The following is a 13,317-nucleotide window of genomic DNA, read 5'->3' on the forward strand; positions in this document are numbered from 1 at the left end:
CAGCACCGCCATACCCTGCGCCACGACAGGGAGGCAAAACCGGGCGAGCCCCGGAGGAGACAAACGCATGCAAGCCACCCCCGCGCATTCCGACGAGGACGCCATTTTTCGCAAGATCGCGCGGCGCATCGTGCCGTTCCTGTTCGTCTGCTACGTGGTCAATTTCATCGACCGCGTGAACATCGGCTTCGCGAAGCTGCAATTCCTGCAAGACCTCAAGCTCGACGACGCCGTGTTCGGCATCGCGGCCGGCATGTTCTTCGTCGGCTACGTGGTGTTCGAAGTGCCGAGCAATCTGCTGCTGGCGCGCATTGGCGTGCGCAAGACGATGCTGCGCATCATGACGCTCTGGGGCCTGCTCACGGTGCTGCTCATGTTCGTGCAGAACGCAACCGGGCTCTATGTTTTGCGCTTTCTGCTCGGCGCAGCCGAAGCGGGCTTCTTTCCCGGCATCGTGCTCTACCTCACCTACTGGTTCCCCGACAGCCGGCGCGGCCGCATCATGAGCCTCTTTGTGATGGCCGTGCCGCTTGCGGGTATCGTGGGCGGCCCGCTCTCGGGCGCGATCATGAGCCATCTGCACGACGCGCTCGGCCTGCGCGGCTGGCAGTGGCTGTTCCTGATCGAAGGCGTGCCGGCGGTGGCGCTCGGCTTCATGGCGCTGTTCTATCTCGACGACCGGCCCGCCGACGCGCGCTGGCTCAGCGCCCAGGAAAAGGAACGCGTGGCCGCCGCGCTCGAAGCCGAACGCGGCGGACATGCGGGCGCACAGCCTCACGGCCACGGCCGCTTGCGCGACGTGCTGGCGAACCCGCGCATCTATGTGATGGCCGGCATCTACTTCTGCATCTTCATGGGCCTGAACGCCGTGGGCTTCTGGATTCCCACGCTGCTGCGCCAGGTGGGCGTGGAGCACGTCTCGTCGATCGGCTGGCTGAGCGGCGGCATTTCGGTGTGCACGGCCATCGGCATCCTGCTCATCGGCCGCAGCTCCGACCGCTTGATGGAGCGCCGCTGGCACACCGCCGGCTGCGGCCTCGCCACGGCGGCGAGCTTCGTGCTGCTGCCGTTCGCCGCGCACAGCATCGTGCTCACGGTGCTGCTGCTGATGGTGGCTTCGCTCAGCATCTATGCGACGTTGAGCGTGTTCTGGACCATTCCGACCGCGTTCCTCGACAAGAACGCGGCCGCGGCCGGCATTGCGGCAATCACGGCCATCGGCGCGCTCGGCGGGGCCGTGAGCCCTTCGCTCGTGGGCATGCTCAAGACTTATAGCGGAAGCCTTTATTCGGGCTTCGCCGTGATCGCGTTGCTGCTCGTCATCGGCATGGTGGTACTGCTGCGCGCGGTACCCGCGCCGGGGCGGGAAGTCGAGCGAGGCGTGCGGCAGGCGGCGGTGAAGTAACGCGCGATGCCACAAGCAAAGTGAAAGGCGAAGGTAAAAGCGGCAACGGGCCCGGCTTGGCCCGCCCTCGCCTTTCAATCCGCTTTAATTCGCGCTCCTCTCCATTCACGCAGCATCGCCCCGCTTCTCCCAGGGTTCCCGAAGCTTGCCGAATGAACGCGCCTGCCCCAATACTCTGCGTCAGCCCTTGTGACGGAGAGACCCATGCCCATGCAGAACATCAAGCACGTAGTCGTCGTGATGTTCGAAAACCGTTCGTTCGATACGATGCTCGGCGGCCTTTACTCGGGAGACGCCGGAAGCACCGGGGGCACTCAGCCCGCGCATTTCCTGCCCGCCGGCGGCACGCCGCCGCCGTTCGACGGACTCAAGCCGGGCCTCTCCAACCTCTCCAAAGCGGGCGGCACGGTCCTCGCCAGCATGCCGGCCACCACTGCCACGCTCCCCGACCCCGACCCGCAGGAGACGTTCGCTAACGTACGCATCCAGTTGCTCGGCAACGCGCAGGGCGACTCGCCCATGTCGGGTTTCGTGCTCAACTACGAGTCGACCGCGACCACGGACGCAAGCCAGGTCATGCAGTGCCACAGCGCCGGGCAATTGAACGTGCTCTCCACGCTTGCGCGCGAGTACGCCGTTTCGGATGCCTGGTTCGCGTCCGTGCCGAGCCAGACCTGGCCGAACCGCGCATTCACCCACGCGGGCACCTCGAACGGCCACGTGGACAACGGCTCGCCGCCCGACCCGTTCGACTGGCAGGTCCGCACGATCTTCAACGTGCTGGGCGACGTGGGCGCGAGCTGGGCCGTGTACAGCGACGCGCTCGTCGCGCCCTCGCTCACGCTCACGATGTTCCCCACGCTCTGGGACGCGAAGTACAAGCCGAACTTCCAGCGCTTCAACGCGTTTGTCAGCGCCTGCCAGAACGACACGCTGCCGCAGTATGCGTTCATCGAGCCGCGCTTCCTGCTCGACCCCAACGACCAGCACCCGCCCCACGACGTCTACGCGGGCGAGCGCTTTCTCTACGACATCTGGAGCGCGATCAGTACGTCGCCCGCGTGGCCCGAAACGCTGCTCGTGATCACCTACGACGAGCATGGCGGCACCTACGACCACGTGTTGCCGCCCGCGAACGCCGTGCCGCCCGACGCCGCCAGCAACCCCGGCGACCAGAACTACGGCTTCGACAGCTTCGGCGTGCGCGTGCCGGCCGTGGTGGTCTCGCCATATATCGCCGCGGGCACCGTGTTTCGCGCGGCGGGCACGACGCCCTACGACCACACCTCGATCCTCGCCACCCTGCGCGACTGGCTCGACATCGCGCCGGCCGACATGCTCGCGAGCCAGCGCGTCGCGGCCGCGCCCACGCTCGCCCCGCTGCTCACGCTCGACACGCCCCGCACGGACCTGCCGACAATCGCCGCGCCGCCTTCCACCGGCTTCATCGCGACGAGTCTCGCGCGCCCGCTCAACGACCTGCAACAAAGCCTCGTAAGCGGCACCGCGCGCCGCTCGGGGCTCGACCCGGCGGCCGCGCTCGGGTCCACGCCCACACGTCAGCACGCGGTGGACTTCTTCAACAATCTGCTTTCGTCACCGCAACCCTGAGCGCGAAGCATCGTCAGGTGGCTCGCTCCCGAAGGTCTCCGGATGACTTCCGAATGACTCATAAGGCGGGCGCATCGATGCGAATAAGGTCTTGGACGTGGGCGCGCGCCCCGCGCACAATAGATTGCAACGGCGGGAATCAATCCGCCGGGGAGCGAGCGGATGTTCGAGTCGATCGCGCTGAGTGTGGTGGCCGTGTTCGCAGGCTCGTGCCTCACGTTCCTGATCGCCATCCTGTTGCCCGAGCCCGTCGCGGCCAAGGGCGGCCGGGGCGGTCTTTATGCGGGGCTCGGCAATGAAGATGAAAGCTTCGCCGGCGCGGACCCGACGCGCACGCGCCGCTCACGCGCGCGAAAAACGTGGCGCGCAGGCAAACGACCGGCGCACGGACTGACCAAAGCCGCGCCGCGCGCCTTCAATAAACGTCGCGCACGTAGCGCTTGTCCCGTCCGAGCGCACTGATGTAGTCGTGCGACGCATCGGCGCTCATACCGCCGTGGCTGCACACCACCTCCCTGAGCGCCGCATCCACGTCCTTCGCCATGCGGCTCGCGTCGCCGCATACGTAGAGATGCGCCCCTTCCTGCAACCACGCCCATAGCTGCGCGCCCTGCTCGCGCATGCGGTCCTGCACGTAGACCTTTTCGCTCTGATCTCGCGAGAACGCGAGATCGAGCCGGTCGAGGTGGCCGTCCTTGCGCATCGTCTCAAGTTCGTCGCGGTAGTAGAAGTCGGTGGCCGCGTGCTGCTCGCCGAAGAACAGCCAGTTGCGGCCCGTGTCGCCGCGCGCGCGACGCTCGTGCAGGAAGGCGCGGAACGGCGCGACGCCGGTGCCGGGGCCGACCATGATCATCGGCGTGTCGCCGCTGCGCGGGGGGCGGAAATGCGTGCTCTTCTGCACGAACACGGGCACGCTGCCCTCCAGCGCGCGATCGGCGAGGAAGGTCGAGGCCACGCCCTTGCGCTCGCGGCGGCCATTGTTGTAGCGCACCGCCGAAACGGTCAGATGCACTTCGCCCGCGTGCGCCTTCGGGCTCGATGAGATCGAATAGAGCCGCGGTTGCAGGCGCTTGAGCATGCCGAGCAGTTCGGGCGCGCTCAGGTCGACGGGGTATTCGTGCAGCACGTCGGCAAGCTGCTGGCCCCAGAGCCAGTTGCGCAGGTCGCCCTTGCGCGCCTCGTCGAGCAGATCGGTCAGCCCGCCCGAGCGCGTGCGCTTTGCGATGAACGCGAGCGCATCGGGGCTCGGGCGCGCGATTTCGAAGTGCTTGCTGAGCGCTTCGCCCAGGCGCATCTCGCCCTGGCCGCTCACGGCCACCGGCGTGTCGGCGGCAAGGCGCGTGAGCCCGAGCAGTTCGTCCACGAGCGCCGGGCAGTTGGTGGGCCATACACCCAGTGCGTCGCCGGCTTCGTATTCGAGGCCTGCCTCGCCCGTCGCGAGCGAGAAGTAGCGCGTGTCCTTCGTCGCGCCGCTCATGTTCAGGCGCACGTTCTTCAGCAGGCGCGAGGCGGCCGGACGCGCCTTGGTCGCCGCGCAGCCGGGCAGCACTTCGGGAATCGCGCCGTCGGCGGGCACCGCATGCAGCGCCGCGTCTTCTTCCTTGATGCGTACGACGATGCGATCGAGCCACGCGTCGGCGGCGCCCTGGTATTCGCTGTCGCAATCCACGCGCTCCATGAGGCGCGTGGCGCCCAGCGCTTCGAGCCGCGCGTCGATCTTGCGGCCGTGGCCGCAGAACTGGTCGTAGTTGCGGTCGCCCAATGCGAGCACGGAAAAGCGCAGCGACGCGAGACGCGGTGCGCTCTGCGCAGCCAGCGCGCTCCAGAAGGCCTCGCCGTTGTCGGGCGCGTCGCCGTCGCCGAACGTGCTCGTCATCAGGAGTACGTACTGTGCCTTTTCGAGGCTGGCGAGCGAGTAGTCGGCCATGCAAGCCGTGCGAATCTCGAAGCCCGATTCCATCAGTTGCGTAGCGTAGCGTTCGACGAGCGACTCGACATTGCCCGTTTGCGAAGCCCACAGCAGCACGACCTTCGGGCGCGTATGGGCGATGCGCACGCCATGAGGCTTTTCCTCCGGCGCTTGCGGTGCGGCAAGCGAGCCGGCGCGCGCAGCATGAGCGGGCTCTGCACGGCTAAAGAGGCCCGCGAGCAGGCCGTCAAGCCAAACGCGCGTGTCGGCGGGAAACGGCGCGTGCGCGGGCAGCATCGGCACGCCGATGGCCTCGTCCGATGGCAATGAGCGCGACGAGCGCAGGCCGCCGACGAAACCCGCAAGGTACCGGCGTTCCGGTTCGCCCAGTTGCGGCGCGGCTACGTCGTCGAGACCGAGTAGCGTCGAGAAGGCATCGATACGGGACATGTCGTGTTCCTGAGACGGGTTGACGGCCTGAGTGGCCACAGCGGCCACAGCGGCCGGGGCAGCCGGTGCATCAGCGGCGTCCGGCGTGCGCGCGGTCTCGCGCGGCGCGGACGCGGGGCCGACGCGCGTGAGCGCGACCGCGCAAAACTTCAGTTCGGGCTGCTGGGAAACCGGATCGATCGCGTCGCTCGTGACGGCGTTCACGCACAGTTCCTCGCCGAACACGTCGTTCCAGTGCATCGGCGCGAAACAGTTGCCGGGCCGCACGCGCTCGGTCACGACCGCGGGCAGCACCACGCGCCCACGGCGCGAGCGCACCTCCACGCGATCCTTCGCGGCAATGCCGAGCGCGCTGGCGTCCTCCGGATGAATCTCGACGAAGGGGCCGGGGTTGAGCTTGTTGAGCATCGGCACCTTGCCCGTCTTCGTCATGGTGTGCCACTGGTGCTGGAGCCGTCCCGTGTTGAACACCACGGGAAACGTGCCGTCGGGCAGTTCCGCCGGGGCCACGTGCGGACGCGCGAAGAACACGCCCTTGCCGTGCGGCGTGGCGAAGGCAATGCGCGGGCGCGTGCCGTCCGCGTTTTCCTTGAGCGTCTGGCTCACGCCGTCGTTCACATAGCGCAGCGGGTTGCGGTCGTTCGCCGACTCGGGCGCAATCGGCCATTGCAGCGGCGTTTCGCGCAGCTTCGCGTAGCTCGCGCCGCGCAGGTCGTAGCCCGTCTTCGGGTTCGCGAAACGCGTGATTTCGTCGAATACCTCGGCAGCGCTTTCATAGCTGAACGCGTGCGCAAAACCCATCTCGCAGGCCACGCGCGCGATGATGCGCCAGTCGGCCAGCGCCTCGCCGGGCGGCTCGACCGCCTGCTGCATGAGCGTCATGTTGCGCTCGGAGTTGATCATGACGCCCTCGGCCTCGGCCCAGAGCGCACCGGGCAGCAGCACGTCGGCGTACTGATTCGTTTCGGTGTCCAGAAAAGCGTCCTGGGCGATCACCAGGTCGGCGGCCTTCAGGCCCGCCACCACCGTTTGCCGGTTCGCGACACTCGCCACCGGGTTCGTGCAGATGATCCAGCACGCCTTGATCTCGCCCTGCGCCATGCGCGAGAACATGTCGATGGTGCCGCCGCCCACCTTCACGGGCAGCGTACCGGGCGCGACACCCCATGCCGCTTCCACGAACGCGCGATCCTCCTCGGCAAGCACCGTGCGCTGGCCGGGCAGGCCCGGCCCCATATAGCCCATTTCGCGCCCGCCCATCGCATTGGGCTGGCCCGTGAGCGAGAACGGCCCGCTGCCGGGGCGGCAAATCTTGCCCGTCGCGAGATGCAGATTGCAGATCGCATTCGTGCTCCACGTGCCGTGCGTGCTCTGGTTCAGGCCCATGGTCCAGCAGCTCATCCACTCGGGCGCGTCGCCGATCATCTGCGCGGCGCGGCGAATGTCGTCAGCGGCAAGACCCGTGATTCCGGCGACCTTTTCCGGCGTGTAATCTTCGAGGAACGCGGGCATCGCGTCCCATCCTTCGGTGTACTGTGCAATGAAGTCGGCGTCGGTATGGCCGTTCTTGTGCAGCAGGTGCAGCAAACCGTTGAGCAGCGCGAGGTCGGTGCCCGGCGCGACTTGCAGGAAGAGCGATGCCTTCTCCGCGGTGGCGTTGCGGCGCGGGTCCACCACGATGAGCTTCGCGCCCGCCTTCACGCGGTCCATCATGCGCAGGAACAGGATGGGGTGGCAGTCCGCCATGTTCGCGCCGATCACGAAGAACAGGTCGGCCTTCTCGAAGTCCTGGTAGGAGCCCGGCGGCCCGTCCGCACCGAGCGAGAGCTTGTAGCCGCTGCCCGCGCTCGCCATGCACAGGCGCGAATTCGATTCGATGTTGTTGGTGCGCACGAAGCCCTTGGCGAGCTTGTTCACGAGGTACTGCGCCTCGATCGACATCTGCCCGGAAACATAGAACGAGAGCGCGTCGGGGCCGTGCGCGTCGAGCGTGGCGCGCAGGCGGCGCGCCGTGTCCGAGATCGCCTGCGCGATCGGCAGCGGCACCGGGTCTTCGTCGCGCGCGTGGCGCACGAAGGCGCGCTCTAGCCGCCCGGACTTGCGCAGCGCCACGTGCGCGGACGAGCCCTTCGTGCAAAGGCGACCGAAATTGGTCGGATGCTCGGCGTCGCCCGAGATTTTCGCGACCTGGCCGTCCTCGACGTGCAGGATCATTCCGCAGCCTACGCCGCAGTACGGGCAAACGCTTTTTACGCTCTCGCGGCTCATGCGGTCGATCAATCTCAGCTTGAAACAGATTCAGGGCGCGCGGCGCATGATGCACGCCGCGCCTGGCTCACGTCAGTCAAATCATCAGGCGGCGATCCACACCTGACCGTTTTCCACGCGCGTGGCAAACGCATTGACCGAATGCTGCGGCGCTTCGATGCACTCGCCGGTGCTGAGGTCGAAGTGATGCTTGTAGATGGGCGAGGCCACCACGATGCGTTCGCCGAAGCTGCCCACGAGCCCGCGCGAGAGCACCGCCGCATGCGAGTTCGGGTCGTAGTTGCCGATGGCGTACACGCGCGCGTCGCCGTCGTCGACATGGAACACGGCGACCTGCTCGCCCTTCACGAGCGCGCAGACGCCGGTGTTCGGCACGATGTCGTCGAGCGTGCAGACGGGAATCCAGTGGCTCGGGTTGCGGTCACTTTGAGTCGGGTGAGTCATGGCGCACTCCTTGGTTCGATAAAAGGAATCAGACGGTTTCGACGACTACGGGAATCTCTGCCAACGCGTCATGACGCGCCGGTTGCGGGCATTGCGTGCGCTCCTCGGGGGTGGCCGGACGAATCTGGCCGCGCTCCTCGATAAAGGTGACGTGCTGGTCGCCCGCATCGCTGTTGACGAAGTGGCGGAAGCGGCGACGCGTTTCGGGGTCGGTCACGGCCTTCTTCCACTCGCATTCGTAGGTGTCCACCACGAGCTGCATTTCCGCTTCGAGTTCGGCGGCGAGGCCCAGCTTGTCGTTCACGACCACGTCGATCAGATAGTCGAGGCCGCCTTCGAGGTTGTCGCGCCACACGCTCGTGCGTTGCAGGCGGTCGGCCGTGCGCACGTAGAACATGAGGAAACGGTCGACGTAGCGCACGAGCGTGGCCTGATCGAGATCGGCGGCGAGCAGTTCCGCGTGGCGGGGCTTCATGCCGCCGTTGCCGCACACGTAGAGGTTCCAGCCCTTCTCGGTTGCGATGATGCCGACGTCCTTGCCCTGCGCCTCGGCGCATTCACGCGTGCAGCCCGACACGCCGAACTTGATCTTGTGCGGCGCGCGCAGGCCCTTGTAGCGGTTTTCGAGTTCGATCGCGAAGCCCACCGAATCGCCTACGCCATAGCGACACCACGTCGAGCCCACGCACGACTTCACCGTGCGCAGGGCCTTGCCGTAGGCGTGCCCCGATTCGAAGCCCGCGCCGATCAACTCCTCCCAGATGAAGGGCAATTGCTCGACGCGCGCGCCAAAGAGGTCCACGCGCTGGCCGCCCGTGATCTTCGTGTAAAGGCCGTACTTCTTCGCGACCTGCCCCACGGCGATGAGGCCTTCGGGCGTCACTTCGCCGCCGGGCATGCGCGGCACCACCGAGTAGGTGCCGTCACGCTGGATGTTGGCGAGGTAGTAATCGTTCGAATCTTGCAGGCTCGCGTGCTCCTTCTTCAGCACGAATTCGTTCCAGCACGAGGCGAGAATGCCGGCCACGGCGGGCTTGCAGATATCGCAGCCCAGACCGTGGCCATGCTTCGCGAGCAGTTCGCTGAAGGTCTTGATGCCCTCCACGCGCACGATGTGATACAGCTCCTGGCGCGAGTAACGGAAGTGCTCGCACAGGTGATTGTTGACGGCGAGGCCCTGGCGCTTCATCTCCGACTTCATGACCTGCGTGACGAGCGGCACGCAGCCGCCGCACGACGTACCGGCGTTGCACGCGCCCTTCACCGCTGCGATGGTGGTCGCGCCTTCGCGCACGGCCGCACAAATTTCGGCCTTCGAAACGTTGTTGCACGAGCAGATTTGCGCGGCATCCGGCAATGCCTCCACGCCGATCGCGGGCTTGGCCTTGCCGTCGGCTTGCGGCAGGATCATGAATTCGGGCGACTCGGGCAACTCGATGCCGTTGAGCATCATCTGGAGCAGCGTGCCGTACTCGCTCGCGTCGCCCACCATCACCGCGCCGAGCAGCTTCTTGCCGCAATCGGACACCACGATCTTCTTGTAGACCTGGCGGCGCTCGTCGGCGTAGCGGTACGAGCGGCTGCCGGGCGTCTTGCCGTGCGCGTCGCCAATGCTCGCCACGTCCACGCCCATGAGCTTGAGCTTGGTGCTCATGTCCGCGCCCGCGAAGGTCGAGGCCTCGCCCGCCAGCGCCTTGGCGGCGATGCGCGCCATGTCGTAGCCAGGGGCGACGAGACCGAAGATCTGGCCTTGCCAGAGCGCGCATTCGCCGATGGCGTAGATGTTCGCGTCGCTCGTGCGGCACTGGTCGTCGATCACGATGCCGCCGCGCGCGCCGATATCGAGGCCGCATGCGCGCGCGATTTCATCGCGCGGACGAATGCCGGCCGAGAACACGATCATGTCGGCGTCGAGGTGCGTGCCGTCGGCGAACTGCATGCGGTTCGCGGCCGTTTCGCCGTCCACGATCGCCGTGGTGTTCTTCTGCGTGTGCACGGTTACGCCGAGTTCTTCGATCTTGCCGCGCAGCATGCGGCCGCCGTCGTCGTCCACCTGCACCGCCATGAGGCGCGGGGCGAATTCCACCACGTGGGTCTCGAGGCCCAGGTCGCGCAGGGCCTTCGCGCATTCGAGGCCGAGCAGGCCGCCGCCCACCACCACGCCCGTCTTCGCGTGCGCGCCGCGCGCCTGCATCGCTTCGAGGTCGGCAATGGTTCGGTAGACGAAGCAATCGGCGCGGTCGTTGCCCGCGATGGGCGGCACGAACGCCGAGGAACCGGTGGCCAGCACGAGCTTGTCGTACGAAAGCGTCTCGCCGTTGGACACCGTGATGGTGCGTGCGGCGCGATCGACCGCCACGGCCCTGGCGTTGAGCACGAGGCGCACGTTCTCGCGCTCGAAGAAGCCAGGCGCCACGAGCGAAAGATCGTCCGCCGACTTGCCCGCGAAGAATTCCGAGAGGTGCACGCGGTCGTAGGCGGGACGGGGCTCTTCGCAGAGCACGGTCACGCGCGCAGTGACATTTGAGTCGAGCGCGCCGTCCGCCAGGATGCTTTCGAGGAATTTGTGGCCCACCATGCCATGGCCGACGACGACGATCTCCATCGCGGCCGAGCTGTTCACTGCGTTCGTTGCTTGCACCATGAGCCCCTGCCAATAAAAAAGGCGTCCCGCGATTCCAGCTTGCATAAGGAAGCCAGATTCGGGGGACGCCGTTGCCCAAAATACGAAAATTGTCGTGCGCCGCGCTGTGGTCTTGCGGCCGGATCGCCATTGATCCGCTGTGGCACTTGCGGTAGAGCATTACGCAAGCACCATGCCAAGTTGCCGCCATCGCGCGAAACGCCCCGCGCGGCGGGCGTGGAAGGCTTGCGTGCCGTTCGCCACACACCGCCCGCGTGAGCGCATTGTGATGCAGGCCGGCACAAGATTGGTGCCGTGCAGCACTTTCGCTGTGCGCCCTGACTGTGCACGCTGCGACGTTGTCAATCGGGGCGCGCCCCGCCGGCGGGCAACGGCCGCGCATGCATGCGGGCTGGTCTGGAACTTGCGTAAAGGAAGGCGTCCGGCAACGATGCCGGGCGCTGCACACCCCGGGCGTCGCTGCGCGCCGCCCATCGAGCAAACCGGACAATGGCGTCCCCTCGTCGCAAGCGGCGAGCGGACGCCATTTGTTTTATGGCGCGCCCACTTTCACAGTGGGCGCGCGCAACGCGAAAGGACAAGACGATGGCTATGGGCAAGGTCACGCTGGTGAGCGCAGGTCCGGGCGACCTCGAGCTGCTCACCCTGAAAGCGGCCAGGGCGCTGGCGAGCGCCGACGTCGTGCTGCTCGACGATCTCGTGAACCCGGAAATCGTCACGCTCGCGCCCCAGGCGCGTGTGATACGCGTGGGCAAGCGCGGCGGTTGCCGCTCCACGCCGCAGGCCTTCATCGAGCGTCTGATGCAGCGCTATGCGCGCCGCGGCCTGCACGTGGTGCGCGTGAAAGGCGGCGACGCCCTGCTGTTCGGCCGCGCGGGCGAAGAACTCGCGGCGCTGCACAGCGCGGGTGTGACAGTGGAAATCGTCAACGGCATTTCCTCGGCGTTTGCGGCGGCGGCGGGGCTCGGTGTGTCGCTCACGCATCGCGACCATTGCCAGGGCGTGATCTTCGTGACGGCGCATTTGCGCGACCATAGCGAGCCCGACTGGACCGCGCTCGCCGCAACCGGCATGACGCTCGCCATCTATATGGGCATGAGCCGGATCGCGTCGCTGTGCGCGACGCTCGCCGCCACGCTCGCGAGCGACACACCCGCCGCCGTCGTGCAATGGGCGGGCAGCACGAAAGAGCGGCGCGCAACAGGCACGCTCGGCACGATCGCAGCGCTAGCCCAGGCGGCCGGACTGGGCAGCCCCGCCATCATTCTCGTGGGCAAGGCCATTGGCGAGGCGGCTTCGTTCAGCCTCTCGCACGCATCGTTCGGCGTGGGCTACGACGAAGATGCGGGGCAGACACCGCAGCGCCTGATCGCTTGATCGCCCGATCGAGAACGCCTCGATCGGATACGATCGGGGCGGGCTTTCCTGGTCAAAATACTTAGGATATCGACTTATTTTTCAGCATCGCACGTAGTCAATCAATATTCCAGATGCAGAAAAACCGGTTTCCATTATTCAAACTTTCAACTTGAAATCGAATCACCATTCAGTAAGCCAATTGCGATCAACCGCTGTCATATTAACCATCGCCTGACCTTTCTCCTACCGCGCTCCTACGCGCCTCATGGAAATCCCGGATGTTTTGGCTTCCTCTGTGAAAGCGTGAGGAAGGGTTCACGTCGCTAGAATTCAGCCATCTAATGCGGCGGGCGGCATCGTGCAGTCGGCCCATCATTGCGAGCCGGCCATGCAGCCTCCCCTTCGCGCTCTGGGTCACTTCGTGTATTACGTCGTGAATGGCGTTCGTCGCGGAGGTACGCAAGCCGGACCGGCCCAAGCATGGGACAAAAAAATGAAGCTGTTGCTCGTCGAAGAGAATGTCGAACTCGGCCGCTGGCTATGCGGCCTGTTGCGTGAAGAAAACTTCACGGTGGACTGGATGGCGGATGGCGAAGCCGCCGATTCGTTGCTGAAAACACAACGCTACGACCTCGTGATAATCGAAATGCACTTGCCGCGCATGAGCGGCAAAACCGTGCTGACCCGATTGCGTCGCAGGCAGGACAACATCCCGGTGATGATGATGACCGTCCACGGCTCGATCGAAGACAAGGTCGACTGCTTCGAGGCGGGCGCCGACGACTATCTCGTACGGCCTTTCGATACGCGCGAACTGCTGGCGCGCATCAAGGCGCTGATACGCCGGCAGTTCGCCGACCGAAGCGCGCGCCTGACTTGCGGCGACCTGCACTATCGCTCCGACACGCGCGAGTTCCGTCACAACGACACGCGCCTTGGCCTGCGCCGTCGCGAGCATGCGATTCTGGAAGCGTTGATGCTGCACCAGGGCCGCACGGTATCGAAGCACACGCTCATGGAGAACATCTTCGGCCTCGACGACGAACCGAGCCGCGACGCGATCGACATCTATATTCATCGCCTGCGCAAGCATCTCGCGCCGTCGAGCGCGCAGATCCTCACGTTGCGCGGCATCGGCTATATCCTGCGTGCACGCGATGCTCCGTTGTGCGAACCGACTGCGGAGCCAACCCTTCAGGCAGCGCACGAACGGTAAGGGTTGCAGCG

Annotated in this window: 7 protein-coding genes; 4 read left to right on the forward strand and 3 right to left on the reverse strand. The window is 66.1% G+C overall.

Features of this window, described 5'->3' with window-relative positions:
- The first annotated feature begins 67 nt into the window (after positions 1 to 67).
- Both C7401_RS15790 and C7401_RS15795 read left to right on the forward strand, forming a co-directional pair.
- Positions 68 to 1,405 carry an MFS transporter gene (locus C7401_RS15790; RefSeq protein WP_112172322.1) on the forward strand — a complete coding sequence of 446 codons (1,338 nt, stop codon included), beginning with the start codon at positions 68 to 70 and terminating at the stop codon, positions 1,403 to 1,405.
- A 204-nt stretch (positions 1,406 to 1,609) separates the two neighbouring features.
- Entirely contained in the window at positions 1,610 to 3,016 is a 1,407-nt protein-coding gene (locus C7401_RS15795) for an alkaline phosphatase family protein (protein ID WP_112172323.1), read from the forward strand.
- 415 nt (positions 3,017 to 3,431) lie between these two features.
- Here the strand turns inward: C7401_RS15795 and C7401_RS15805 are convergent, their stop codons facing one another.
- The 3 genes from C7401_RS15805 to nirB form a co-directional block, all read right to left on the reverse strand.
- Positions 3,432 to 7,643: a bifunctional nitrate reductase/sulfite reductase flavoprotein subunit alpha gene (locus C7401_RS15805; protein WP_112172325.1), complete on the reverse strand. Its 4,212-nt coding sequence runs from the start codon at positions 7,641 to 7,643 to the stop codon at positions 3,432 to 3,434.
- An 84-nt stretch (positions 7,644 to 7,727) separates the two neighbouring features.
- Entirely contained in the window at positions 7,728 to 8,087 is a 360-nt protein-coding gene (gene nirD / locus C7401_RS15810) for a nitrite reductase small subunit NirD (protein ID WP_112172326.1), read from the reverse strand.
- Positions 8,088 to 8,115: 28 nt separating this feature from the next.
- Positions 8,116 to 10,692 (reverse strand): nitrite reductase large subunit NirB, encoded by a 2,577-nt coding sequence (gene nirB / locus C7401_RS15815; protein WP_112172414.1) that lies wholly within the window; start codon positions 10,690 to 10,692, stop codon positions 8,116 to 8,118.
- 630 nt (positions 10,693 to 11,322) lie between these two features.
- Here nirB and cobA point away from each other — a divergent pair.
- Both cobA and C7401_RS15825 read left to right on the forward strand, forming a co-directional pair.
- Positions 11,323 to 12,108 carry a uroporphyrinogen-III C-methyltransferase gene (gene cobA / locus C7401_RS15820; RefSeq protein WP_112172327.1) on the forward strand — a complete coding sequence of 262 codons (786 nt, stop codon included), beginning with the start codon at positions 11,323 to 11,325 and terminating at the stop codon, positions 12,106 to 12,108.
- Positions 12,109 to 12,583: 475 nt separating this feature from the next.
- The gene (locus C7401_RS15825; RefSeq protein WP_112172328.1) at positions 12,584 to 13,306 is read left to right on the forward strand and encodes a response regulator; all 723 of its coding nucleotides are present in this window, start codon (positions 12,584 to 12,586) and stop codon (positions 13,304 to 13,306) included.
- Positions 13,307 to 13,317: the final 11 nt, after the last annotated feature.

Origin of the sequence: Paraburkholderia unamae, assembly GCF_003268775.1 — a bacterium.
Taxonomy (GTDB): Bacteria; Pseudomonadota; Gammaproteobacteria; order Burkholderiales; family Burkholderiaceae; genus Paraburkholderia; species Paraburkholderia unamae.

Coding starts and splice junctions, on each gene's coding strand:
- nirB (WP_112172414.1), bottom strand. CDS start 10,692: ATGGAGATCGTCGTCGTCGGCCATGGCATGGTGGGCCACAAATTCCTC.
- cobA (WP_112172327.1), top strand. CDS start 11,323: ATGGGCAAGGTCACGCTGGTGAGCGCAGGTCCGGGCGACCTCGAGCTG.
- C7401_RS15795 (WP_112172323.1), top strand. CDS start 1,610: ATGCCCATGCAGAACATCAAGCACGTAGTCGTCGTGATGTTCGAAAAC.
- nirD (WP_112172326.1), bottom strand. CDS start 8,087: ATGACTCACCCGACTCAAAGTGACCGCAACCCGAGCCACTGGATTCCC.
- C7401_RS15805 (WP_112172325.1), bottom strand. CDS start 7,643: ATGAGCCGCGAGAGCGTAAAAAGCGTTTGCCCGTACTGCGGCGTAGGC.
- C7401_RS15825 (WP_112172328.1), top strand. CDS start 12,584: ATGAAGCTGTTGCTCGTCGAAGAGAATGTCGAACTCGGCCGCTGGCTA.
- C7401_RS15790 (WP_112172322.1), top strand. CDS start 68: ATGCAAGCCACCCCCGCGCATTCCGACGAGGACGCCATTTTTCGCAAG.